Origin of the sequence: Pseudomonas sp. BN607 (genome assembly GCF_029871175.1) — a bacterium.
Classification (GTDB): domain Bacteria; phylum Pseudomonadota; class Gammaproteobacteria; order Pseudomonadales; family Pseudomonadaceae; genus Aquipseudomonas.
In genome coordinates, this window is record NZ_SSOE01000031.1 from 1 (window position 1) to 24,624 (window position 24,624).

24 protein-coding genes are annotated in these 24,624 nt (G+C 63.3%); 8 read left to right on the forward strand and 16 right to left on the reverse strand.

The genetic code is table 11. The features are described from left to right. Positions 1–258 precede the first annotated feature (258 nt). The 3 genes from E8E68_RS08520 to E8E68_RS08530 are packed head-to-tail and all read right to left on the reverse strand — an operon-like array spanning position 259 to position 2,696. Complete coding sequence (locus E8E68_RS08520) at positions 259–843, reverse strand: LysE family translocator (protein WP_110743287.1); 585 nt, start codon at positions 841–843, stop codon at positions 259–261. A 50-nt stretch (positions 844–893) separates the two neighbouring features. Next, the gene (locus E8E68_RS08525; RefSeq protein WP_266029658.1) at positions 894–1,724 is read right to left on the reverse strand and encodes an AraC family transcriptional regulator; all 831 of its coding nucleotides are present in this window, start codon (positions 1,722–1,724) and stop codon (positions 894–896) included. Between the two features lie 48 nt (positions 1,725–1,772). Further along, a complete protein-coding gene (locus E8E68_RS08530) occupies positions 1,773–2,696 on the reverse strand; it encodes a LysR family transcriptional regulator (protein WP_280340690.1) in 924 nt (307 codons plus the stop codon). A 102-nt stretch (positions 2,697–2,798) separates the two neighbouring features. On the opposite strand from E8E68_RS08530, the gene nfsB reads away from it, so the two are divergent. From nfsB to E8E68_RS08545, 3 genes are all read left to right on the forward strand, one after another. Beyond that, positions 2,799–3,452 (forward strand): oxygen-insensitive NAD(P)H nitroreductase, encoded by a 654-nt coding sequence (gene nfsB, locus E8E68_RS08535; protein ID WP_280340692.1) that lies wholly within the window; start codon positions 2,799–2,801, stop codon positions 3,450–3,452. Positions 3,453–3,634: 182 nt separating this feature from the next. Further along, entirely contained in the window at positions 3,635–4,084 is a 450-nt protein-coding gene (locus E8E68_RS08540) for an antitoxin Xre/MbcA/ParS toxin-binding domain-containing protein (protein WP_110743283.1), read from the forward strand. After that, the gene (locus E8E68_RS08545) at positions 4,081–4,518 is read left to right on the forward strand and encodes an RES family NAD+ phosphorylase (RefSeq protein WP_110743282.1); all 438 of its coding nucleotides are present in this window, start codon (positions 4,081–4,083) and stop codon (positions 4,516–4,518) included. The genes E8E68_RS08540 and E8E68_RS08545 overlap by 4 nt, the downstream gene beginning before the upstream one ends. Before the next feature lie 7 nt (positions 4,519–4,525). On the opposite strand, the gene E8E68_RS08550 is transcribed toward E8E68_RS08545, so the two are convergent. Next, a complete protein-coding gene (locus E8E68_RS08550) occupies positions 4,526–5,680 on the reverse strand; it encodes an aminotransferase class V-fold PLP-dependent enzyme (protein WP_266029663.1) in 1,155 nt (384 codons plus the stop codon). Positions 5,681–5,863: 183 nt separating this feature from the next. Then, complete coding sequence (locus E8E68_RS08555) at positions 5,864–6,790, reverse strand: LysR family transcriptional regulator (protein WP_266029664.1); 927 nt, start codon at positions 6,788–6,790, stop codon at positions 5,864–5,866. Between the two features lie 139 nt (positions 6,791–6,929). On the opposite strand from E8E68_RS08555, the gene E8E68_RS08560 reads away from it, so the two are divergent. The 3 genes from E8E68_RS08560 to E8E68_RS08570 all read left to right on the forward strand — a co-directional run bounded on the left by E8E68_RS08560 (position 6,930) and on the right by E8E68_RS08570 (position 10,066). Beyond that, positions 6,930–8,159: an acyl-CoA dehydrogenase gene (locus E8E68_RS08560; protein WP_280340696.1), complete on the forward strand. Its 1,230-nt coding sequence runs from the start codon at positions 6,930–6,932 to the stop codon at positions 8,157–8,159. A 121-nt stretch (positions 8,160–8,280) separates the two neighbouring features. Further along, entirely contained in the window at positions 8,281–9,681 is a 1,401-nt protein-coding gene (locus E8E68_RS08565; protein WP_280340698.1) for a PAAR domain-containing protein, read from the forward strand. Next, the gene (locus E8E68_RS08570; RefSeq protein ID WP_280340700.1) at positions 9,674–10,066 is read left to right on the forward strand and encodes a hypothetical protein; all 393 of its coding nucleotides are present in this window, start codon (positions 9,674–9,676) and stop codon (positions 10,064–10,066) included. The genes E8E68_RS08565 and E8E68_RS08570 overlap by 8 nt, the downstream gene beginning before the upstream one ends. Before the next feature lie 6 nt (positions 10,067–10,072). Here E8E68_RS08570 and E8E68_RS08575 read toward each other — a convergent pair whose 3' ends face one another. The 7 genes from E8E68_RS08575 to ribBA all read right to left on the reverse strand — a co-directional run bounded on the left by E8E68_RS08575 (position 10,073) and on the right by ribBA (position 18,250). Continuing rightward, a complete protein-coding gene (locus E8E68_RS08575; protein WP_280340701.1) occupies positions 10,073–11,137 on the reverse strand; it encodes a TerC family protein in 1,065 nt (354 codons plus the stop codon). A 299-nt stretch (positions 11,138–11,436) separates the two neighbouring features. Then, entirely contained in the window at positions 11,437–12,744 is a 1,308-nt protein-coding gene (locus tag E8E68_RS08580) for a phosphate ABC transporter substrate-binding/OmpA family protein (protein ID WP_266029670.1), read from the reverse strand. A gap of 98 nt (positions 12,745–12,842) precedes the next feature. Beyond that, complete coding sequence (locus E8E68_RS08585) at positions 12,843–13,991, reverse strand: ABC transporter ATP-binding protein (protein WP_266029671.1); 1,149 nt, start codon at positions 13,989–13,991, stop codon at positions 12,843–12,845. A gap of 17 nt (positions 13,992–14,008) precedes the next feature. Further along, positions 14,009–14,815, reverse strand: a complete 807-nt coding sequence (locus E8E68_RS08590) for an ABC transporter permease (RefSeq protein WP_003256236.1) — start codon at positions 14,813–14,815, stop codon at positions 14,009–14,011. Between the two features lie 6 nt (positions 14,816–14,821). Further along, entirely contained in the window at positions 14,822–15,739 is a 918-nt protein-coding gene (locus E8E68_RS08595; RefSeq protein ID WP_110743268.1) for an ABC transporter permease, read from the reverse strand. Then, a complete protein-coding gene (locus E8E68_RS08600; protein ID WP_110743267.1) occupies positions 15,736–16,761 on the reverse strand; it encodes an ABC transporter substrate-binding protein in 1,026 nt (341 codons plus the stop codon). The genes E8E68_RS08595 and E8E68_RS08600 overlap by 4 nt, the downstream gene beginning before the upstream one ends. A 367-nt stretch (positions 16,762–17,128) precedes the next feature. Continuing rightward, a complete protein-coding gene (gene ribBA, locus E8E68_RS08605; RefSeq protein ID WP_266029674.1) occupies positions 17,129–18,250 on the reverse strand; it encodes a bifunctional 3,4-dihydroxy-2-butanone-4-phosphate synthase/GTP cyclohydrolase II in 1,122 nt (373 codons plus the stop codon). 78 nt (positions 18,251–18,328) lie between these two features. Between ribBA and E8E68_RS08610 the strand changes: the two genes are divergently transcribed. Continuing rightward, the gene (locus E8E68_RS08610) at positions 18,329–18,622 is read left to right on the forward strand and encodes a DUF1330 domain-containing protein (protein ID WP_266029675.1); all 294 of its coding nucleotides are present in this window, start codon (positions 18,329–18,331) and stop codon (positions 18,620–18,622) included. A gap of 79 nt (positions 18,623–18,701) precedes the next feature. Here E8E68_RS08610 and E8E68_RS08615 read toward each other — a convergent pair whose 3' ends face one another. Beyond that, a complete protein-coding gene (locus E8E68_RS08615) occupies positions 18,702–19,721 on the reverse strand; it encodes an alpha/beta hydrolase (protein WP_266029676.1) in 1,020 nt (339 codons plus the stop codon). A 146-nt stretch (positions 19,722–19,867) separates the two neighbouring features. On the opposite strand from E8E68_RS08615, the gene E8E68_RS08620 reads away from it, so the two are divergent. Continuing rightward, positions 19,868–20,752, forward strand: coding sequence for a LysR family transcriptional regulator (locus E8E68_RS08620; protein WP_266029677.1), 885 nt, complete (start codon positions 19,868–19,870; stop codon positions 20,750–20,752). Positions 20,753–20,811: 59 nt separating this feature from the next. On the opposite strand, the gene E8E68_RS08625 is transcribed toward E8E68_RS08620, so the two are convergent. From E8E68_RS08625 to E8E68_RS08635, 3 genes are read right to left on the reverse strand one after another with little or no spacing between them, the layout of a single operon-like run. Then, entirely contained in the window at positions 20,812–21,414 is a 603-nt protein-coding gene (locus tag E8E68_RS08625) for a sarcosine oxidase (RefSeq protein ID WP_280340708.1), read from the reverse strand. Between the two features lie 3 nt (positions 21,415–21,417). Continuing rightward, entirely contained in the window at positions 21,418–24,321 is a 2,904-nt protein-coding gene (locus E8E68_RS08630) for a 2Fe-2S iron-sulfur cluster-binding protein (protein WP_266029679.1), read from the reverse strand. Beyond that, on the reverse strand, positions 24,318–24,623 hold the full coding sequence (locus E8E68_RS08635) for a sarcosine oxidase subunit delta (RefSeq protein ID WP_280340710.1): 306 nt from the start codon (positions 24,621–24,623) through the stop codon (positions 24,318–24,320). The genes E8E68_RS08630 and E8E68_RS08635 overlap by 4 nt, the downstream gene beginning before the upstream one ends. Position 24,624: the final 1 nt, after the last annotated feature.

Below are 24,624 nucleotides of genomic sequence, written 5' to 3' on the forward strand. Positions count from 1 at the left end.
GACAAGCCCGCTCCCACAGGGGATTGCGCTAGATTCTGGAAATTGAGCAAGCCAGTTGTTTCCTCAGGTACAGCATCAGCCCCAAGCCTGCGGGGTACCTGTGGGAGCGGGCTTGTCCCGCGAAGTATCCAACACGGTGGATGGCACCGGCTCCGCCGGTGTTCGCGGCTAAAGCCGCTCCCACAGGGGGGCGCAAGATCCTGGAAATTGAGTAAGACAGTTGCTCCGACAGGTCTCGCTTAGCTTGCAGCAGAGGGCTCAAGCCAGCACGGCGGCCCAGGCAGAAACCAACAAAATCCCCGCCAACACCTGATTGAACACTCGCAACCGCTGCGGCGCCTGCAACCAGCGCGTACTTCCCACCCCCAGCATCGCCCACGCCGTCATGCAGGGCAGAGCGATAAGCCAGAACACCAGCGCCAGCATCCACACCGGCAACGAGGGTGCGGCGAATACCCCGACCACCGCCACAGCCATCAACCACACCTTGGGGTTCACCACCTGCAGCGAGGCGGCGCTGAATGCGCTGAAGCCTTGCCCATTGCCTTCCCGCAGCGGTGCAGCGGCACTGCGCAGCATCTTCCACGCCAGCCAGCTCAGCCACAGCACCCCGGCCCAGCTCATCAGCTGTTGCGCCAGCGGGTGACGCAGCAACAGCTCGCCCAGCCCCAGCCCGACCAGCAAAACGATCGTCGCCGCTGCGCCACAGGCCGCCAGGATTGGCGCCAGGCTGGCACGCAGGCCCAATCGGGCGCCATGGGCCAGGATCAACAGGTTGGTTGGCCCCGGGCTGATACTGGACACCAAAGCAAACAGGATGAAGGGCAACAACGACTGCGACATGGTCAAGCACTCCGAGAAATCGAAGCACCATGCTCGCGGCTTGCAGGCACTCAGTCTGGAAGGTTTGAGCAGCGCCTGCGGTAGTCCGCTGGGGTCAACTGGTAGGCGCGACGGAACCAGCGGCCCAAGTGACTTTGGTCGGCAAAGCCCAAGGCCACGGCCACTTCGGCAGGCGTCTGGCCCTGGGCAAGCAGACGCCGCGCACGGGCCAGGCGCAACTGGATCAGGTAGGCATGCGGTGCAATGCCGAACGCGGCCTTGAATGCACGGGTGAGGCGAAAACGGTCGATGCCGCAGGCTTGCGCCAGGTCCTCCAGGCCGATGTCGCGTTCCAGGTTGGCGTGCAGGTAGTCCCGCGCGCGCTGCGCGGTCAGCGGCAGGCGCGGGTCGGGGTTGACGCGCCGGCGCCAGTGCAGGTGGCGGGTCAGGCAGGCCAGCAGGTCATCGGTGGCGGTTTGCCGGACGATACGCAAGTCCTGGTCGTGCACGGCGCGGAAGGCGAGGCCGGTGGCCCGGGCCAGGCGCTCATCCTGGCACAGGGTATCGGCAAAGCTGGGCAGGCTGTTGCCTGGTGCTTGCTCGAACAGCGCCCGCAGTTGCTGGTCGAGCCAGGCCGGCTCCAGGTACAGCGTCGAATAGGTGAAGCCTTCGTCGGTGGGGGCCAAGCCGTCGTGAATGTCGCCGGGCTCAAGCAGGAACACCTGCCCGGGGGTACTGCGGTGGCGCACCCGGCGACAGTTGAACTGCTGCACGCCCTGCTCGGTCACGCCGACCAGGAAGCTGTCGTGCCAGTGCGGGTCGTAGGCATGCCCGACAAAATGCGCACGGACCGACTCGATGCCGGTGTCGGCATCTTGCTTGAAGTCGATCCAATTGCTCATGAAGGTGTGCCTTGGGGGTAAAGGGCTACCTTAGCGTACCCGGCCTGTTCAGTCTGGAACGATTGTGCAGCCGTTGGTCAGTGCCCGGTCACGCAGTTGGTCGAAGCGCTCGCGCAGCCAGCGGTGCAATTGCGTCACCGCAGGCGTGAGTTGCTTGCGGTGTGGGCAGACCAGGGTGACCGGGGTCGCTTCGCCGAGGAGTTCGGGCAAGACGATTTCCAATTCTCCGGCGGCAATGTTGGCGCTCACATCCAGCCACGATTTATACACGATGCCCTCGCCTTGAATGGCCAGGCGGCGGATGACGTCGGCATCGTCGCTCACCAGTGGCCCGTGCACGTGCACGGTGCGGTTGCCCAGCTGCCATTTGTCGTACACCCGGTTGTGCTGCATGTACAGCAGGCAGGCATGTTGCTGCAGGGCGTCGGGGTTAGACGGGCGACCATGGCGGGCCAGGTAGTCGGGTGAGGCGACCAGCACCCGGCGGTTCCAGGCGGCCAGCGGCAGGGCAATGTAGTTGGCGTCCTGGTTGAGGCCATAGCGGATGGCCACATCCACTGGGTCCCGGTTGAGGTCGGCAATCTGGTCGGAGAGGAAGAAGCGCAGCTGCAACGCCGGGTGCTCACGGCGAAAGGCACTCAGCCACGGCAGCAGCATATTGCGACCCATGTCGGACGGCGCCGAAACCTGCAGGGTGCCGCGCAGGGTGTTGGGGGTGCCGTGCAGGTCCTCGTGGCCCTGGCGCAGGCTTTCCAGCACATTCAGCGCGGTGGGCAGGTAGCGCTCGCCCTCGGCGGTCAGGCGCAGGCTGCGGGTAGTGCGGGCAAACAGGCGCACATCCAGGTCGCGCTCCAGGCGCTTGATTGCCGCAGCCACCTGGCCAGGCAGCAGGCCGGCTTCGTGGGCGGCGGAAGTGAAGCTGCCCAGCACGCTGCTGCGGGCAAACAATTGCAGGTCGGTGACGCGCAGCATTTTCACTCCAGGGATGAAAGTGTTGCTGAATATTCCCACTTTTTCTTTTAGTAGGGAAATATAAGATGCCAGGCAAACCACGTTCATACCCGGAGCTGTTGCATGGATACCGTCTCGCTGGCCAAGCGCCGCTACACCACCAAAGCCTACGATGCCTCGCGCCGTATTCCTCAGGCCACTGTCGATGCCCTGCTTGAACAACTGCGCCACAGCCCGTCTTCGGTCAACTCCCAGCCATGGCACTTCGTTGTTGCCGACAGCGCTGAAGGGAAGGCCCGCCTGGCCAAGAGCACAGCCGAACGCTATGCCTATAACACCCCGAAGATTCTCGACGCCTCGCATGTGATTGTGTTTTGCAGCCGCACCGAGATGACTGAAACGCACCTGAACAGCGTGCTCGACCAAGAGGCTGCCGACGGGCGTTTCCGTGACGAGCAGGGGCGTGCGGCGCAGAACCAGAGCCGTCGCCATTATGTGGACCTGCACCGTTTCGACTATAAGGACGTGCAGCACTGGATGGAGAAGCAGACTTATCTGGCGTTGGGTACGGCCTTGCTGGGTGCGGCAGCGCACGGGCTGGATGCCACGCCGATCGAAGGTTTTGACAGTAAGCTTCTGGACGCGGAACTGGGGTTGCGCGAGCGTGGGTTCACCAGCGTGGTGATGCTCAGCCTGGGGTATCGCAGTGAGAGCGATTTCAATGCGGGCCTGAGCAAATCGCGGTTGCCGGCTGCGCAGGTATTCACCTTCCTGTGAGTTCCTGGGGCCGCATCGCCAGGTGAGGGGCGCGGCCTTGGCCAGCGCGTCCCAACGCCGCCCAGGTTGTTCAATGCTGAGTCATTCCCCTCGTCGAGCGCGGAGCAGTGCCTGGTCCCAGGCTGGCATTGCTCCGGCATATGCCGCATACTTGTCGGCAAACGCCGAATGAGGACCTTGCCATGCTTGCCGAAGTGCTTCGCGACAACGGTTACCATGCGTACCGGGCGCGCCTTGAGGCGCTGCTGGAAATCCCCGAATTCGCCAGTGACTTTGAAATCCACACCCGCATTACCCATGGTTTCGCAGCCACTTGGCTGGTGACACTGACCGAGCGTGGGGTGTTCACCCCCGTGGAGCGTGACCAGATCATTCCGTTGCGTACCCTGAAAACCCGCATCGAACGCGACCAACCGCTTACCGTGGAAGAAAGCGATCGGCTGTTCCGCTCGGCGCATATCACCGCCATGGCCGAGGCCGTGTTCGGCGAAGCGGGCAAGGCCAAGCGCTGGTTGTCCAAGCCCAAGGAGCGCTTCTCGGGGCTGACGCCGATGCAGATGCTCACCACCCAGCAAGGCACCACCCAAGTCGAAGAGATGCTGTTGCAGATCGCCGAGGGTTTTGGTCTGTGATTCTATGGCGCATCAGCGCTTATGCAGACTTGAGTGGTACCGGCGGCTTGCGTGTCAGTGGTCGCTGGCATCAGGCGGGGCGGCCGGTTGTGTATGCCGCCACCAGCCCGTCGGGGGCCATGCTCGAGGTGCTGGTGCACCTGGAGATCGACCCCGAGGATTTCCCCACCACCATGCGCTTGATCCGCATCGAGTTACCCGACACTGTTACGCAAGCGCAGCTGCCTGCCTTGCAGCCTGGCTGGTCTGGGCATACCGAGCTGACCCGCGCCCTGGGCAACCGCTTTCTGGACGACTGTTCAGCGTTGCTGTTGCCAGTACCGAGCGCGATCATGCCCAGTACCACCAATTACCTGTTCAACCCCCGGCACCCGCAGGCGCAGAGCGCGACGATCCAGGTCGAGGACTTCACCCCCGACAGCCGCTTGTTCTGACGCGTGTCTACCACAGTGCTGCCGATGCCGCTGCCAGCACCCGGGCGAACACTTCAAGCGCCTTGTCTACTTCGGCGTCGGTGCTGAAGCGGCCGATGCTCAAGCGTAGGCTGTTGCGTGCCTGGTGCTCATCCAGCCCCAGCGCCAGCAGCACATGCGACGCTGCATTGCTTGCCGAGTTACACGCCGAGGTGGTCGACAACGCCAGCTCGCTGGCCAGCGCTGCACTGTTGAAGCCGGTGTGGGCGATGCGCAGGTTGAGGGTATGGGGAATGCGCTGCGTAGCGCAGCCATTGAGGGTGACGCCGGGTAATGCCAGCAGGCCTTCGCGCAGGCGCTGGGCCAATTGCGCAAGGCGCAGGTGCTCGCTGTCGCCGGGTTGACCGGCCAGGGCGAAGGCGCTGCCCATACCGGCGATCTGGTGGGTTGCCAGGGTGCCTGAGCGCAGGCCCTGTTCATGGCCACCGCCGTGTATCTGCGCACGCATCAAGGCGCGGGCGCGTGGCCCCACATAGAGCGCACCGATACCCTTGGGTCCGTACACCTTGTGTGCCGAGAACGACATCAGGTCCACAGCCAGGGCGCTGAGGTCGATCGCCAGCTTGCCAACGGCTTGCGCCGCATCCACATGCAGCAGGGCGCCATGAGCGCGAACGCTTTCGCCAATCGCGGCAAAATCGGTGACTGTGCCCAGTTCGTTATTGACCGCCATCAGCGATACCAGGCGGGTATCGGCGCGCAACGCTGCTTGTACGGCAGCTGGCTGGATCAGGCCGGCGGCATCCGGTGCCAGGCGGGTAACGGCCCAGCCCTGGCGCTGAAGTTCGGCCACGGTGTCGAGCACTGCCTTGTGTTCCAGCTGGCTGGTGATCAGGTGCCCGGGCTGGCCGACGCCTTGGGCAATGCCCTTGAGCGCCAGATTGTTCGACTCGGTCGCGCCAGACGTCCACACCAGGTCCGCAGCTTGTGCACCAACGCGGTCGGCCACTTGCTGGCGGGCATGCTCCACTGCATCGCGGGCAGCCTGGCCGAACGCATGGCCGCTGGATGCCGGGTTGCCGAAGTTGGCCTGGCTGCCCAGGCAGGCGAGCATGGTCTCGATGACCCGGTCGTCGACCGGGGTAGTGGCGGCGTAGTCGAAGTAGAGCGGGGCGCTAGGCATTGGGGCGGGTCCATGTCAGTCGGCGATCGATGCAATCAGCGTACCCGCGGATTGAGAGATATTTTTCACTTACAGCAGCTCTTAACCAAGATTCTGTGAAAAATATTTCTACATGGAGTGATTTAGATAGAAATATTTTCTCGCTCTGATGAAGGGCATGCAAGCAGCCCCTCTTTGACCTGCTCAGGCTAGCTCTACAGCCCTTTCTTCATCGGCCACCACACGCTCGCACAACTCCGTGATCTGCTCGCGCATCCAGCGGTTAGCCGGGTCCTGGTCGGTACTTTCATGCCAATACAGGTGGGTTTCCAGCGCGGGCACTTCCACCGGCAGGGGGTGGTAACGCAGTTGATGGCGGCGGGCGAATCGCTCGGGCACAGTCATCGCCATGTCAGTCTGCTGCAACACCTGCGAAGCCATCAGGTAGTGTTGCGACCGCAGGGCTACCTTGCGTTGCACGCCCATCTTGCCCAACGCCAGGTCGACATAGCCCAGGCCGTTGCGGCGGCTGGAAATATGGATATGGGTCATGCCCAGGTAGCTGTCGAGGGTCAGCTTGCTGTCGGCCAGCGGGTGACCCTGGCGCAAGGCACACACGTAGCGGTCCTGCATCAGTTTGACGTGACGTACTTGCGGGTCGGTGTTCAAGGGGGCGTCGATGGCGAAGTCCAGGCGGCCAGCAGCGAGTTCCTTGGTGGTCTCGCGGCGCTTGCACAGAAAACTTTCGATCAGCACCCCTGGGGCCAGGCGGCGCAGGCGCTGGAACAGTGGTGGCAGGATTACCGCCTCGGTCAGGTCGGTCATGCTGATGCGGAAGGTCTTGTTCGCCTGTTGCGGGTTGAAGATGCGGCTTTCCTGGACCGAAGTGCGCAGCAGCGCCAGGGCGTTGCGCACCGGGCCAATGATGTTCTGCGCCATGGGCGTGGGCACCATGCCTTGCGCAGTGCGGACGAACAGCGGGTCGTTGAAGGTTTCGCGCAGCCGCGACAAGGCGTTGGACACTGCTGGCTGGGTGATGCCGACGATCTGCCCGGCGCGGGTCAGGTTGGCTTCGGTGTAGATCGCATCGAACACGATGAACAGGTTGAGGTCGACCTTGCTGAGGTTCATGGGCGCCGCTCTTTGTTGGAATTATCAGCCGATCATATATCGGTTATGAATGTTTATACACGCGGAAAATAGACTAGGTGGATGGGGCCATGCTGCTCTAGGCTCTGGCCATGTACTCCGAACCGTGAAGGTAGCCCCGATGGATTTCGCCTATTCGCCCAAGGTCCAGGCACTGCGCGAGCGCGTCACAGCGTTCATGGACACCTACGTCTACCCCGCCGAGGCGGTGTTCGAACGGCAGGTTGCCGAGGGCGACCGCTGGCAGCCAACTGCAATCATGGAAGCGCTCAAGGCCAAGGCCCGCGCCGAAGGGCTGTGGAATCTGTTTCTGCCCGAGTCGGAATACGGCGCCGGCCTCAGCAATCTGGAGTACGCCCCACTGGCAGAAATCATGGGCCGCTCGCTGCTCGGGCCAGAGCCGTTCAACTGCTCGGCGCCGGATACCGGCAACATGGAAGTGCTGGTGCGTTATGGCAGCGAGGCGCAGAAACGCCAGTGGCTGGAGCCGCTGCTGCGTGGGGAGATCCGGTCGGCATTCGCCATGACCGAGCCGGACGTAGCCTCCTCGGACGCTACCAACATGGCCGCCACAGCCGTGCGTGACGGTGACGAATGGGTCATCAATGGCCGCAAGTGGTGGACTTCCGGCGCGTGCGACCCACGCTGCAAGGTCATGATCTTCATGGGCCTGTCCGACCCTGAAGGGCCACGCCACCAGCAGCATTCGATGGTCCTGGTGCCCACCGATGCGCCGGGCGTGAAGATCGTCCGCCCGTTGCCGGTATTCGGCTACGACGATGCGCCGCATGGCCATGCTGAAGTGCTGTTCGAAAACGTGCGGGTGCCCTATGAAAACGTGATTCTCGGCGAGGGCCGTGGTTTCGAGATCGCGCAGGGGCGCTTGGGCCCGGGGCGTATCCACCACTGCATGCGTTCGATCGGCATGGCCGAGCGTGCGCTGGAATTGATGTGCAAGCGCTCGGTTGAGCGCACGGCGTTCGGCCGGCCGCTGGCACGCCTGGGCGGCAACATTGACAAGATCGCCGACTCGCGCATGGAAATCGACATGGCCCGGCTGTTGACGCTGAAAGCGGCATACATGATGGACACCGTCGGCAACAAGGTGGCACGCAGCGAAATTGCGCAAATCAAGGTGGTGGCGCCTAACGTGGCTTTGCAGGTAATCGACCGGGCGATTCAGCTTCATGGCGGGGCAGGGGTGAGCGGCGATTTCCCGCTGGCCTACATGTATGCCATGCAGCGCACCCTGCGCCTGGCCGACGGGCCGGACGAAGTGCACCGGGCGGCGATTGGCAAATATGAAATTGGCAAGTATGTGCCGGTGGAGATGTTGCGCAGCGGGCGATAGCGGGTTGCTACCGCAAGTTCGGGATAACTTGTAGGAGGCTTCTGATTCTCTGTTCCAAGCGCTTGAGGCCGCCCTGTGGGTGATAGGTTTCTAACCCTATCCACCCACAGGGAGCTTGAGGATGCGCGTCAGCCTAGAGGGAAAAGGTCAGGCGGTAGATGGCGATGTGACCACAACGGGGGCCGTGTGTATTGCGACGGATGCGGGCTATCTCGACGAGGGTCGAATGGTGCTGCGCGAAGGTGACCACACCACGGCATGCCCTGTTTGTGGGCAGGTGGGAATGGTCGCCGAAGGTGTGGACCATGTTATTTCCGATGGCCGCCGGGTGGCCATGGACGGTGCGCTGGTTCTCTGTGGTTGCTCGCCGGGCAGCAATCGGGTTGTTGCACCGGTAAATGAAATACCACCGTCCAGGCATTCCGTTGCAGTGCGCCCGAACACCCACGTTGGCGAGCCTTCAACCCTCGTTTACCCCGAACGTTTCTCCCAACCCATTGCCGTGGCGATGCCCGGTACCCTGGAGCCTGGCTTCTACGTTATTCCGCGACGCATGTCATTCGCACAGGTACTGCTGGAATTGGCCGAACACGATGCCACGTTGCCGATTTCCCGGCTGCAGCGGCTCAACCCTACGTTCGAACAGGGGTTCAAGGCCGGGGAAATTTTCGTTATCGGTGACCCTGACAATGGTGGCGCCTGCACCCGCGAGGAAGGCCAGCTGATGGCGGCGGCGCAGCATGCGCGGCGTGCGCTGGCGGTGCTCGATTTCGCCGAAGCGGACTTCATGATGAAGCATCAGGCCGAGATTGCGGGGTTGCTCAGCGACGCTAGCCTGTCCATGGGCGTGGGCAAGGATATGCTGGACCAAGGTTTGAAGCAGGTCAGCCATACCTTGACCAGCATCGAGCAATTGCACCAGCGGGAGTTCATTCGCCACGGGCACTTGAACAGCCCGGGCTTTTTTGCTGAACGGCGGCGGCTTCTGCAGCAGCTGGATGGGCAGTTGAAAACAGCACTTTTGAACAAACAGTTGAACCTTGGGAACTATGAGCGCTTGAGGAAGAGCTTGAATATTTCGACCAAGAGTCTAGTCCATCACTGGTCGAAAGCGGGCGGGCCGGGGCAGATTCCGGGGTATGCGACGCATCTGGACAAGGTGGCACGGCTCAGCAAGTATCTTGAATATGGAGGGTATGCCGCGATTGGGTTAGGTGGAGCTTCTTCATATTTAAAGGTGCAAGACGCTTGTCGGGCTGAGGAGACCGAAGACTGTAAAAAAGTCAGACTGACCGAGACTGGAGGTTTTGCTACTGGAACCGCCGGAGCAATGGCTGGCACTTTAGGAGCAAACCTCGTATCGGGAACAATTTGTGCCGCTGTTACTATGGGTTCGGCAGGTCTGGCTGCGCCGGTATGCGGGATTGTACTGGTGGGCGTCAGCGGGATGGCCGGAGGAGTGCTGGGCGGGAAGCTCGGTGAGTTCGTAGGCGAGTTTATTTACGAGGCAACCAGTGATTGACATTACTGGCTGGCAATCACTTGCTAAAGTGGCGCTTCTATTAAGTCCTTTCGCTATCGTCATACCAGGATTAGTCCTTAGTGCTGTCTCGACGCTGGCCAAAGATTATGATGCCGCCTGCTCGGCCATCACCAGTAACCCCTATTTTGAAAGCATCAAGCGTTATTGGGGTTCTGGGTCATTCAAGTGGCGCTGGATGACGCTATGTACGGTAAGTGGGCTAGTGGCATTTCCATGGTTAGCGCTGCGAATGGGTCAACTGGATGCTGGCGAGCTAAATGCGTTTCCGAAGAAGCTTAAACGCAGGTTGAAAATTTCAGCCTGGCTAAGCATGGCTGGATGCATCTGGATGGTGGTTGTATGGGCGTTATTTAAGTTCAAGTAGGGGAAATCAGACCCGCATCTGCGGGTCTTCCTCTTTCTGGTCGACAGCACGATCGGCATTTGCAGGTTGCTCGAGGGGCTGATCTACGATCACTACCTTCTCCCCCCGTGTCTTGATCAACGAAACCACCACCCCACCCAGCAACAACCCGAACGTCACCCCCAACGACACCAGCGCCGGCACCTTGCCCACCATGCCGTGATAGAAAATCTTGCACCCAATAAAGATAAGTACCAGCGCCAACGCATACTTGAGGTACACGAACCGGTGCATCAACGACGACAGCGCGAAGTACAGCGAGCGCAGCCCAAGAATGGCGAAGATGTTCGAGGTGTAGACAATGAACGGGTCCTGGGTAATGGCGAAGATGGCGGGCACGCTGTCGACCGCAAACACCAGGTCGGCCAGTTCGATCAGCACCAGTGCCAGGAACAACGGTGTGGCGTAGCGCAGCGCCTTGCTGTGGCCGGCCGGGGTCTGGCGGATGAAGAAGTGCGAGCCGTGGATCTGGTCGGTAACCCGCATGTGCCGACGTACGAACTTGATGACCGGGTTATTGGCCAGGTCCGGGTGGCCGTCTTCCTTCGACAGCGCCATTTTTACCCCCGTGAACAGCAGGAATGCGCCGAAGATGTAGAGCACCCAGGCAAAGTTCTGCACCAGCGCGGCGCCGACGCCGATCATGATCGCCCGCAGGAATACCACCCCGAGGATGCCCCAGAACAAGACGCGATGCTGGTAGCGGCGGGGGATGGCGAAGTAGCTGAAGATCATCGCCATGACGAACACGTTGTCCATCGACAGCGACTGCTCGACGAGGAAACCGGTGTAGAACTCCAGGGCCGACTGCGCGCCCAGCTGGTACCAGACCCACACGCCGAACAGCACACCGACACTGAAGTAGCCTGAATACAGCAGCAGGCTCTCGCGCATTTCTATCTCGCGGTCGTGGCGGTGCAGCACGCCGAGGTCGAGTACCAGCAAGCCGATGACGATGGCCAGGAATACCAGCCACAGCCAGGCGCTGGTACCGAGAAACGGAGTGGTGAGGAATGCTTGCAGAGCTGTCATGAGCCCCTCCTTGAATGTCGACGTTGCATGGCAACAGTGATCCGACATCACGGCATGGAAGCCGTCAGAGGGGCCCGGTATCACATGGGCTTGAGCCTAGACCCGTTTGCCGGTGATGCCGAATGGGGAGCTGTTACATTTCTTTGCCAGCGCCCCTGCAGCACCCGCCGGGTCTCGTAGACAACACATAATCCATGCTCAAGCAGGGGCTCTGTGGGAGCGGGCTTGCCCGCGAAGAATCCAACACTGTGGAAGGCACCGGCTCCGCCAGTGTTCGCGGCCAAGCCCGCTGCCAAAATTCAGTACACCCATACCTCGACCCGTCGATTGCGCAGCCGCCCTTGTTCCAGTTCGTTCCCGGCCACCGGCAGTTCATCGCCCATGCCGGTGACCTCTAGCACCTCCACCCCATCGCGTGCCAGTTCGCGGCGTACCGCCTGCGCGCGCAAGCGCGAGAGCAAGGCGGCGCGGCCGGGTGTTTCCTTAGGGTCGCCAAAGCCCACCAGCACCGCCTTGCCCTGCAGTTTGCCAGCCTGGCGCAGGTACTCGGCCACCCGCTGCACATCGCGCAGGGCCTTGGTGTCGAGGCTGGCGCTGCCTTCCTGGAAGCGGAAGTTCACGCTTAGGCGCTGCGCCTGCTGGGCCAGGCTGCGGTAGCGTGGCGGCATGTCGGCCTGGGGTACTACTGGCTGGGCCTTGATCTGCTGCGAAACAAAGCCCTGCTGGGCGACGATCGCCTGGCCGGCCGGGCTCTGGGCAAAATCGGCCAAGGCCTTTGCCTCGGGCTTGGCGTTGGCTGGCAGATAGAAGTAAAGGCGTCGCGACAGCGGGTAGTCCTCGCTGGCCACCAGCGCACGCTCGGGCAGCATGGCCGGTGCGTCGCCTTCGGCGACGGCAAGTACCTTGGCCCCGTGGACAGCAGCCAGGCTGCTGAAACCGATGGCCTGGCGGTCGCCGCCCACCCGCGCGGCCAGTTCTTCACTGGATTCGAACCGGCGGGCCTTGGCGGACAGTTCAGCATGCTGCGGCTCCAGCACCAGAGCCTTGAAAGTCTCGAAGGTACCGGAGCGGTCATCCCGGGCGTACAGGTGAATGGCGCCACCGCTGACCCCCAGTTGCTCCCAGCGCTGGACCTCCCCGGAGAAAATCTGCGCCAGTTGCCCGGTGGTCAGTTGTGGCAACGGGTTGTCGGGGTGCACGATAACCGCGACACCATCCAGGCCGATGACCTGCTCGGCGCTGGCTGCGCGCAGGTCGCCCAGGGCCCGCAACTGCTGCAGTTCGCTGTCGTTTATCGGCCGAGAGGCAGCGGCCAGGTCGGCCTCGCCACGGCCCAGGGCGATGAAACCGGTGCTGGAACCGTGGGCAGCGATGTCGATGCGCAACGGCCGGCCATGCACGTCGCGCGCGCTGATCACGGTTTCGTTGGGCCGTTGGCCAGGCTGCTGTTCGATGGCGCTGGCCTGCTGTGCACGCAATTGCCCCTGCACCAGCGCCGGCAGCAACGCTGCCCCGATGGTGTTGGAGCCTTGCGCACGTAAATGCACGGGTTCGGCCAGGGTGGCCAGGGGTAGCAACGTGAGCAGCAGGACAAGCAGACGGGGCATGCCGGGTGGCCCTGTGGCATAGAGTTGGCCGGCAGATTACGACAAAGGCGTGATGAAAATGTGACAGGCCGTGGGGCCGCAAAGCGGCCCCGGCGACCTCAATGCGCCCCGGCCGATTTGCTCAGGTCACTTTCGGCCCATTCGGTGTAGATGCACGCATCGGCCACTGCCCAGCGCACCTTCACGCTGTCGCCCGGCTGCATGGGCATGCCCGCGGCCGACAGGGCCTTCACCGTCAGCTCGGTACCCCCTGCAGTCACCACATGACAGGTCTGGCTTTCACCCAGGAACAGCACTTCGCCAACCTTGGCACTGACCTCGTTCCAGCCCGCCGGCAGTGGCTCGCGCGCTGCTTGTTCGGCGGTCAGGGCCAGGGCTTTTTCCGGGCGCACCATGATCAGTGCGTCCTGTGCAGCGGCCAGGCCTGGGGTGAGGCGGATGGCCACTGGCTGGCCCTCGAAGCTGCCTGCGCCATTGCTGCTGGCCTTGATCCGCAGGAAGTTGGAGTTGCCGAGGAACGACGCAACAAAGGCATTCGGCGGATTCTGGTACAGGTCGTACCCGGTGCCCAGGCCGACGATCTTGCCGTGGCTGAAGATGGCGATGCGCTGCGACAGGCGCATGGCCTCTTCCTGGTCGTGGGTCACGTAGACAATGGTAATGCCCAGGCGGCGGTGCAGCTGGCGCAGTTCGTCCTGCAGGTCTTCACGCAGCTTCTTGTCCAGCGCGCCAAGCGGCTCGTCCATCAGCAGGATGCGTGGCTCGTACACCAGCGCCCGGGCAATCGCCACGCGCTGCTGTTGGCCGCCAGACATCTGCGACGGCTTGCGGTGGGCGAACTTCTCAAGTTGCACCAGCTTGAGCATGGCGTCGACGCGCTTGCTGGTTTCGGCAGCATTGAGTTTGCGGATGGCCAGCGGGAAGGCGATGTTGTCGCGCACGTTCAGGTGCGGAAACAGCGAATAGCGCTGGAACACCATGCCGATATCGCGTTTGTGCGGCGGCACATTGACCAACGACTGGCCGTCGACCAGGATCTCGCCGCTGCTGGGTGTTTCGAAGCCGGCCAGCATCGACAACGTGGTGGACTTGCCCGAGCCGCTGGAGCCGAGGAAGGTCAGGAACTCGCCATCCTGGATTTCCAGGTCGAGGTTGTCCACGGCGGTGAAGTCGCCGTAGTGCTTGTTCAGGCCGCGCAGGCTGACCAGGGTCTTGCCGTGCGCGTTGTCTTTGATCACTGCACTCATTGTTGTTTTCTCCGCGCTCAGGCGTTTTCGGTGCGCCGGCGCAAGGCGGCGGCAATGAACATGACCAGCAACGACAGGCCGATCAGCAAGGTCGAAGCCACGGCGATGACCGGGCTAAGGTCCTGGCGCAGGGTGGTCCACATCTTCACCGGCAGGGTTTGCAGGTCGGGGCTGGCCATCATCACGCTCAACACCACCTCGTCCCACGACACCAGAAAGGCGAACAGGCCACCCGCGATCATGCCCGGGCGAATCGCCGGGAAGGTCACCTTGAAGATCGCCTGCAGGCGCGAGGCGCCACAGATCACCGCGGCATCCTCGATCGACTGGTCGAACAGCTTCAGCGAGTTGATGATCGAAATGATGGTGAAGGGCAGGGCGACGATCACGTGGCTGACCACAAAGGCGAACAGCGTGCCGGTGTAGCCCAGCTTGAGGAACAGCGCGTACACCGCTACGGCAATGATCACCAGCGGCACGATCATCGGCATGGTGAACAGCCCGTACAGCAGCTCGCGGCCCGGGAAGCGGCCACGCACCAGGGCGAACGCGCTGGGCAAACCGAGCAACACGGCGGCGATGGTGGTCAGCACGGCCACTTTCAGGCTGGCCAGGGCGGCGTCCATCCACTCCGGGTTGGAGAAGAACTGGCCGTACCATTTGAACGTCCAGCCCGGCGGGGGGAACACCAGCCACTGTGACGAGCCGAACGACAGCAACACGATGAACACGACGGGCAGCAGCAGGAATGCCGCAATCACCCCGGTGGTCAGGTACAGGCCGGTGCGCAGCGGGCGGCCCATGGCATTGGGAGACAGGAGCATGGCGGTTTACCTCGCGTTGCCAACCGGGGATTCCGGCTGCAGCTTCAGGTACAGGTAGAAGAGCACCAGGGTGATCACCACCAGCAGTGCGGCGGCGGCGCTGGCCAGGCCCCAATTGAGGAACGATTGCACCTGCTGGATGATGAATTCGGGCAGCATCATGTTCTGCGCCCCGCCCAGCAGAGCCGGGGTGACGTAGTAACCGAGCGACATCACGAACACCATCAGCGCCCCGGAGAACAGCCCCGAGCGGCACAGCGGCAGGAACACCTTCCAGAAGTTGGTCCACGGACTGGCGCCACAGATCGAGCCGGCCTGCAGCACCATCGGGTCGATGGCGTGCATGGTCGCCTGCAACGGCAGCACGATGAACGGGATCATGATGTAGCTCATGCCAATTACCACGCCGGTGAGGTTGTGCACCATTTCCAGCGGGGCATCGATGATGCCCATGGCCATCAACGCCTTGTTGATCACCCCCGAGCTCTGCAGCAGCACCAGCCACGAGTAGGTACGTGCCAGCAGGCTGGTCCACATCGACAACAGCACGATGTTCAGCAGCCAGCGGCCCCAGCCCTTGGGCACCAGGGTGATTGCCCAGGCCAGCGGGAAGCCCAGCAGCACGCTGATCAGGGTGACCACACCGGCCACCGAGAAGGTGTTGAACAGCACCCGTGCATAGGCCGAGTTGGCGAACAGCTGCTCGTAGTTACCCAGCCCTGGTGTTGGCTCCAGCACCCCGCGCAGCAACAGGCCGACCAGCGGGGCGAAGAAGAACAGGCCAAGGAACAGCAGGGCTGGCAGCAGGTTGCGGCTGCCTTTCCAGCGCTGGCTCAGGCTGGCACGGCGCGGTGCGGTGCCCGGGGCGCCGGCACCCGTAGGGGCACCTTGCGCGTTTTGCAGGGCGTTGATGGCGACTTTCATTTGACCAACCACTCATTCCAGCGCGCGGCGATGGCTTGACCGTTCTTGGCCCAGTAGGCGAAGTCGAGGGTGACCTGGTCCTGGGCGTAAGCAGTCGGCAGGTTTGGCGCGAGGTCCTTGTTCAGTTTGGCCACGCTGTCGACGTTCACCGGGGCGTAGGCCGTCTTGTTGGCGAACTCGGCCTGGCCTTCGGCGCTGCTGGCGTTGGCCAGGAACTTCATGGCCGCGTCCTTGTTCTTGGCGCCTTTGGGGATGACCAGGAAGTCGGCCATGACCAGGTTCTGTTTCCAGCTCACGCCCACCGGAGCACCGTCCTGCTGCAGGGCGTAGACACGACCGTTCCAGAACTGGCCAAGCGAGGCTTCACCAGACGCCAGCAACTGCTGCGACTGGGCGCCACCGCCCCACCAGACGATGTCTTTCTTGATGGTGTCGAGCTTCTTGAAGGCGCGGTCAAGGTCCAGCGGGTAGAGCTTGTCTGGCGCTACGCCGTCGGCCAGCAGGGCCAGTTCCAACACACCGGGGCTTGGCCATTTGTACAGGGCGCGTTTGCCCGGGTAGGTCTTGGTGTCGAACAGGGCGGTCCAGTCGACCGGTTTGTTGGCACCGAGCTTGCCTTCGTTGTAGCCCAGTACGAAGGAGAAGAAGAACGAGCCGACGCCGTGGTCGGAAACGAAGCGCGGGTCGATCTTGTCACGTTTGATCTGATTGAAATCGAGGGGCTCCAGCAGGCCTTCGCTGGCGGCGCGCAGGGCAAAGTCGGCTTCCACGTCGACCACGTCCCATTGCACGTTGCCACTCTCGACCATGGCCTTGAGCTTGCCGTAGTCGGTAGGGCCGTCCTGGACAACCTTGATGTCCGTGGCCTTGGTGAAAGGTACGGCCCATGCTTCTTTCTGGGCGTCCTGGGTAGTACCGCCCCAGCTGACAAAGTTCAGGCTCTCGGCGGCCTGGGCGGCCTGACAAGCCAGGGTCAGCAGGCTGGCGGACAGCACTGCGGTTACACGTTTGCTCAACAGCATGGTTACGCCCTCGTTGCTTTTGTTATTCGAGGCGGGGCTTGTGGTGCGCCCGCCAACAGTGTTCGGGGAGCAGCTAAAACAAAGTGTCAGGTGGCCGTTTGTGATTGTAGGTGCCGGCCTGCAGATTCAAGGTCTACGGGATATCATATTATGGTATTCCAAACTTTTGGCAAGAGGTATGAGGCGACCGGCCATCACTCCGCTTTCAGCCCGGGGCTGTTGCTGGTCGGGGTAACTGACTTGAACGGTGCCTAAAAGCTTGCGCGGTCCCTGTGGGAGCGGGCACCCAAGCGAACACGGGCGAAGCCCGTGCCATGCACCGAGGTGTCTGCGTCGCGGGCTTGCCCGCTCCCGCAGGGGCCGTGGATCAACCTGTAATCCCAGGCTCGAATGGGATGCTCTGCACCACCTCCAGCTCATAACCCGCCAGCCCCGCGTATTTCAGCGGCGGCCCCAGATGGCGCAGCTTGCCCACGCCCAGGTCCTGCAGAATCTGCGCCCCGGTACCCACCTCGGAGTACACCTTCGACTGGCCACGCTGGTATGGCCGTACCGGCTGGGTCAGCTGGGGCACGCGCTCAAGCAAGGCCTGCGAGGATTCATGATTGGCCAGGATCACCACCACGCCCGCGCCTTCCTCAGCCACCTTCTGCAGCGCCGCCCACAGCGTCCAGTTGGCCGGCCCGGCGTACTCGGCACCGACCAGGTCGCGCAGCGGATCGATCACATGCACCCGCACCAGGGTCGGCTGCGCCCGGCGGATGTCGCCCATGACCATGGCCATGTGCACGCCCCCTTCGATGCGGTCTTCATAGGTGACCAGGCGGAAGGTGCCATGCACGGTCGGCAGCTCACGCTCGCCGATGCGCTTGATGGTCTGCTCGGTGCTCAGGCGGTAGTGGATGAGGTCGGCGATGGTGCCGATCTTGATGCCATGCTGCGCGGCGAATATTTCCAGGTCCGGGCGGCGGGCCATGGTGCCATCGTCGTTGAGCACTTCGACGATCACCGAGGCTGGGCTGAAGCCCGCCAGGCGCGCCAGGTCGCAGCCAGCTTCGGTGTGGCCGGCGCGGGTCAGCACGCCGCCTTCGCGGGCACGCAGGGGGAAGATGTGGCCGGGTTGGACCAGGTCTTCGGGGCGGGCGTTGGGCGCCATGGCTGCCGCCACGGTACGCGCGCGGTCGGCGGCGGAAATGCCGGTGGTGACGCCGGTGGCCGCTTCGATCGACACGGTAAACGCAGTGCTGAATACGCTGCCGTTGGCCGGCACCATCTGCTCCAGGCCCAGGCGCTGGCAGTGATCGTCGGTCAGGGTCAGGCAGATCAGCCCACGCGCTTCGCGGGCCATGAAGTTGATGGCCCGGGCGTCGCAACGCTCGGCGGCGATCAGCAGGTCGCCTTCGTTTTCGCGGTCCTCGTCATCCACCAGCAGGACCATCTTGCCTTGCCGGTAGTCCTCGAGAAGTTCCTCGATGGTGTTGAAAGCCATGTTGCACGCTCACTGTGGTGGGGTGGTTTTTATGGTATACCATCATACACAAATATCGCCGTAGCAGGAGAGCAGCGCATGAAGGCTTATTGGATCGCCCATGTGGACGTGACAGACCCCGAGCAATATCAGCAATACACCCAGCGAGCGCCGGCGGCCTTCAAGGCGTTCGGCGGCCGCTTCCTGGCCCGTGGCGGGCGCAGCGAGGCGATGGAAGGGCGGCCTACCCCTCAGCGTAGCGTGGTGATCGAATTCGACTCGTACGCACAGGCGGTGGCGTGCTATCGGTCCGAGCTGTACCAGGAGGCGTGCAGCCATCGCCACGGTGCGGCAAAGGCTGAGGTGATCATCGTCGAAGGGTTTGAGGCCTGAGTCTGGCTCGCCGGCCGGTTCGCGGCGGCGAAATGTCGAAAGGACAAGACCCGCTTATGCGGGTCTTGTCCTTACTGACTCATTGCAGATGTGTTTTCAGCTCCCCCGCTGCCTGGCGCATGGCGGCTTTGACCGCCGGCACCTGGCTCAGCGGGTTGAGCAGGCCGTAGTCATGAATCATCCCGTTGTAGCGCACCGAGGTCACTGTCACGCCGGCCGCATTCAACTTGCGGGCATAGGCCTCGCCTTCATCCCGCAGCACATCGAACTCAGCCGTCTGCACCAGCGCCGGTGGCAAGCCTTTCAACTGTTCACTGCTGGCCCGCAGTGGCGAGGCGTAGATCTGTTCCCGCGCTTTGGCATCCGTGGTGTAGTTGTCCCAGAACCACTTCATCATCCCGGTGGTCAGGAAGTGCCCTTCGGCAAACTGTTTGTACGACGCAGTCTCGAAACTGGCGTCGGTCACCGGCCACAGCAGCAGCTGGAAGCGCAAGGCAGGGGTGCCAGCTTCTTTGGCCTTCAGCGCTACCACCGCCGCCATGTTGCCGCCGACGCTGTTGCCGGCCACGGCCAGGCGCTTGCCGTCCACGCCGATTTCCTTGCCATGCTCGGCCACCCACTGGGTCGCGGCGTAAGCCTGGTTGATCGCGGTCGGGTAGTGCGCCTCAGGTGAGGGGGTGTAGTCGACATAGACCGCAACTGCACCAGAGCCAACCACCAGGTCGCGGATCAGCCGCTGGTGGGTAGGGAAATCACCCAGCACCCAGCCGCCGCCGTGGAAGAACATGAATACCGGCAATTCACCTTTGACATTGGCCGGGCGCACCACTTGCAGCTTGATCGACTGGCCGTTGGCCTGGATGGTGCGTGCCTTCACCTCGATGCCGGAGAGGTCCACCTTGACCGAGGCCTGGGCGCCGGTCAGCACCGCACGGGCGTCTTTCGGGCTGAGCTGCTCGAGTGGCTTGCCGCCGCCTTGTTCCAAGGCTTCGAGGAAGGCCTGGGTGTGTTGTTCGACGCCTGGGCTGCCAGCGGCGAAGGCGCTGGAGACGGACAGGGCCAGAAGGGAAGCGGTGAGGGTTTTGTGGACAATGTTCATGAGCGAATCCTTTTCTGTGCAAGTGTGGGTAATGGGCGTCTTGCCTGGCCTGCTGGGCCATCGCTGCGACTTGTGCGTAGATTAGGCAGGTGCAGCGATGGGAAAAAGCCGCTATAAAGCGTTTTACTGTCACCAAGAGCGAGACAATGAACCCTTACGAAGACATGCGGATCTTTGCCCAGGTCATGGAGGCTGGCAGTTTCACTGCCGCCGCCGATCGCTTGGGCATGTCCAAGCAATCGGTCAGCCGGCGCCTGATGCAGCTCGAAGAACGCCTGGGCGTGCGTCTGCTCAACCGCTCCACCCGGCGCCTGGACGCCACGCCCCTGGGCCAGCATTACTACCAGTCAGCGCTGCGCCTGCTGGGCGAGGTGCAGCAGGTGGAGCACGACATCAGCGGCCAGGCCCAGGCCTTGCGCGGCACCTTGCGGCTGAGCGCGCCGTTGTCCTTTGCCATGGCGCACCTCGGCTGTTTGCTGACCGAGTTCCTGCAGTTGCACCCGCAGGTGGATGTGGAGGTGGACCTGAGTGATCGTGCGGTAGACCTGATTGGTGAGGGCTATGACCTGGCGCTGCGGATTGGCGCGCTGGAGGACTCCAGCCTGATTGCCCGGCGAATTGCCGATGTGGAGCGGGTGTATTGCGCGAGCCCGGCGTATCTGGCGGCGCGGGGCGTGCCGGCCAGGCCGGAAGATCTGGCCGCGCATGACTGCCTGCCTTATGGGCACTCGCGGCAGGTGCAGTGGCAGTTCAGGCAGGCTGGCAAAGCCCAGTCGATCCAGGTGGCCGGGCGGATGCGCGCGAATAACGGCGAGATGCTGAGGGATGCGGCGATTGCCGGGATGGGGGTGACCTACCTGCCGACGTTCATCGTTGGGCAGGCGCTGGCGGATGGGCGCCTGGTGACGGTGCTGGATGAGTGGGTAACACCGGCGTTGCAGCTGTCAGCGGTGTACCCACAGCACCGGCAGGTGGCGCGGCCGGTGCAGGGGTTCGTGGCCTTCCTGCGTGAGCGGCTGGTGCAGCTCTGATCTTCGATACCGAGTTGGCTGCTTCGCGGGCGCGCCCGCGAAGAGGCGGGTACAGGGCGCTACATCAGCTCATCCACCCCGACCCACCCGCCATCGAATTCCGCCATGGCATCGAGTAGCGCATCACGGAAGTACGCCAGCGATGCCCGATCAAACAGCAACTGCAACGCCGGTCGCTGATCGCTGCCCACATTGAGCACGATCACATTGATCCGTGCCGCCGAGGTTTGCGCCACCGCGCCAGGCCCAAACGCCTCGGCACGCAAATCCACCCCGCACAACTTGGCCATCACCGCACTGGCAAATTCACCCGACAGCTGCAGCCAGGCATGGCTGTCCTGGCGTGGCAGCAGGTAGTTGAGCTGGGCATCCTGTGCCCATTCGGCCTCAGCGCCAGCCACCCGTGCACCCTCATCGGCCAGGCTGCCCAGCAGCAGGTACTCGGTCTGCGACAACCGCGCTACCCAGCCACCGTCTTCCTGGCGCACGGCATTGTTGGGGAGCGGCGGCAAACGGTAGCCTCGGTTCTGCAAATACGCCGCGCTGTCAGCGCCCCGGAACCCGACTCGCGCCAATTCGGTAAGGTCAGTCAACGCACAGGTGTGCAACACATCAGCCCGAGGGCTGCGAGAAACAAACGCTTCGGCTGGCAAACTGTTCATGGCTCAGAGCTCCTGGCGCAGGTTGTCGGGGTCGTGGAACGGCAGTTGCACCACCTTGGCATTGACCATCACGCCGCCTTCCACGCGGATCGGGATGTGCATGCCCGGGGTTGCCTGGTGGGCGCCGGCATAGGCCAGACCAATGATCTGCCCCAGGGTCTGCGAGTACTCGCACGAGGTGACGTTGCCGCTGATGTCTGGCCCATCGAGCACCAGGTGCCCCTCCAGCGGCTGCGGGCTACCCTTGGGCAGAGTGAAGCCGACCAGCTTGCGCTTGAGCGGCTGCGCCTCGAGGATTTCGATCGAGCGCTTGCCAACGAAGAATGGCTTCTTGCGGGCGATGGCCCACTGCATGTCTATCTCTGCCGGGTGGGTCATGCCATCGGTGTCCTGGCTGATGATCACATGGCCTTTTTCCAGGCGCAGCAGGCGCTGGGTCTCGACGCCGAACGGGCGGATGCCCAACCCGGCGCCGGCTTGCATCAAGGTGTCCCACAGGCGTTCGGCGTGGCGCGCTGGGACGTGTATTTCATAGCCCAGCTCACCGACAAAACCCACCCGCAGAATGCGCGCCGTGATGCCAGCCACCTTGCCCTGGCGCACGCCCAGGTAAGGGAAGGCCTCGGCCGACAGGTCCACGTCATCACACACCTTGGCCAGCACCTGGCGTGACAGCGGCCCGGCCAGGTTTACCGCAGCCAGTGCGGCGGTGACGTTGGTGATGTCCACGTCCAGGCGCCATTGTGCGTTCCACTTCAGCATCTGCTGGTAGATACGGTCGACACCGCTGGTGGTCGCGCTCACATAGAAGTGCTGCTCGCCCAGGCGGGCGCAGACGCCATCGTCGATCACCACGCCGTGCTCGTTGGTCATCAGCGCGTAGCGGGTACGACCGATGGCCAGCCTGGCGAAGCCGAAGGTGTACAGGCGCTCCAGCAGTTCGGCGGCATCCGGCCCGCGTACGTCCAGGCCGCCGAGGGTGGAAACGTCGATCAACCCGACTTTCTCGCGTACGTGACGGGCCTCCTCCTGCATGCAGCGTTCACGGTCCTCGGGCTTGCCATAGTAGGCCGGGCGCTGCCAGATGCCGGCCGGCATCATCTTCGCCCCGGCTTGCAGATGGCGGTGGTGCATCGGCGTTTGCCGGTACGGGTCGAACGCGCGGCCGGCGACATGCGCAAGTTTTTCCGCCTGGAACGGTGGGCGGGCGGTGGTGACCCCGGTTTCGCTGATGCTGCGGCCGGTGGCATGGGCCACGAGCCGCGCAGTGGGCAATGCCGAGTGGCGACCTTGGGACGGGCCCATGCCGACCGTGGAAAAGCGCTTGACCAGTTGCACATCGCGGTAACCGCTACGGGTGGCATTGACGATGTCGCGCACTTGCAGGTCTTCGTCGAAATCGACGAAATCCTTGCCCTTGGGGTGCGGGAAGATCGGCCAGGGGAAGTTGACCCTGGGCTCGGCACTGAACACCGGCTGCGCCGGCGCTTCAAGCCCCAGCGCAGCCACCGCTTCGGCAGCCCCGCGAGTGGCGTCGGCCAGCACGTTGGCCAGCGCGTGGCGGCCATTCACGGAACCGGCGATATCCAGCCCTGCCGGCAGGTTGCTGATGGCGAATTCGTCGCGGTTGACGTCATAGGCCAGCTTGCCACCGGCCTGGCACAACAACTGGTACACCGGCATGTAGCCTGCCGACATGCACAGCAGGTCACAGGCCAGGCGCAGGCCATGCGGGCCCACCTTGCCCTGGCCGGTGATCGGGCGAATGTCGACGCCACTGACATGGCGCATGCCTGCGTCATGCAGCGCTTCGTACACGGTGCTGCCCAGGTGCACGGGGATATCGCGGCGCTTCAGCTCCGCGGCCAGCGTGGCATCGGCCGGCGCCGCGCGCATGTCGACCACCGCTGCTATGGCTACGCCTTGCTCCTGCAAGTCAAGTGCGGCGAGGTAGCCGTCATCGTGGCCGGTCAGGACGACCGCACGCTCGCCCGGCTTGACCGCATACAGTTTCATCAACCGCTGTGCAGCGCTGGTCAGCATCACGCCGGGCAGGTCGTTGTTGCGGAACACCACCGGCTGGTCGAACGAGCCGGCCGTTACCAGGCAGCGGTTGGCGCGGACCTTGTACAGGCGTTTGTGCTGGATCACCGGCAGGTAGTTGTCGGTGAACCAGCCGTTGCAGGTGGCTTCCAGCAATACCTGGATGTTCGGGTGGCTTTCCACGGCTGCCAGCAGCTCCTGGCGCAGGGCGGCGGCACGGGTGCCGGCGATATCGAAGCGGGCATAGGTGAGCGAGCCGCCGAGCACTGGCTGCTGTTCGATCAGTAGCACCTGGGCCCCGGCATTGGCCGCGTCCAGCGCCGCGCGCAGGCCGGCCGGGCCGGCGCCGATCACCGCCACCTCGACAAACAGGTAGGCCTTATCGTAGTACTGCGGCTTGAAACCAAGGTCGAGCACGCCCAGGCCGGCCTTTTTGCGGATCAGCGGCTCCCAGACCTTCCACATGCCCTTGGGCTTGTAGAACGAGCGGTAGTAGAAGCCCACAGGCATGAAACGCGAGAACTTGCCCAGGTAGGCGTCGCGGTCGTGCTCCAGGCTGCCGTTGAAGTTCTGGCCGTCGACCACCTGGCCGTCCCGGGCGGGTTCCATGTCGGCCAGCACGTTGGGTTCTTCCGGCAGTTGGACCAGGGTGTTGGCGTCCTGCCCGGCCATGCTCAGCGGGCCGCGTGGGCGGTGGTATTTGAACGAGCGCGACAGCAGCCAGCGGCCGTTGCCGAGCAGGGCACTGGCGATGGTGTCACCGGCAAAGCCTGCGCAAGCCTGGCCGTCGAACTGGAAACGCAGGGGCCGCTCGCGGTCGATCAGCAGGCCCATGGGCGCGGGGAGGCGAGTGTGGCTGGTCATCCGGCAATCTCCGCGGTGGCGGTTGGGGCAAAGTCGACGCGGCGGTCGAACAGTGCCTTGGGGTCGAAGGTGCGCAGCACCTGGTCACTTACCGTGTGGCGTTCGGCCAGGAACCAATAGCTGGAGGCGTTGTGCAGCCACCACTCCAGCACCACCCCGGCCAGGTTGTCGCTGTTGAACACATGGTCGGTCCACTCGGCGTCGCTGCAGCTGGCCGGGTCGGGCATGTGCTTGAGCTCGCCGCCGTAGGTGAACTCGCTGATGTTGCGCGGGCCATTCAGGGGGCAGGTCAGGATCTTCATC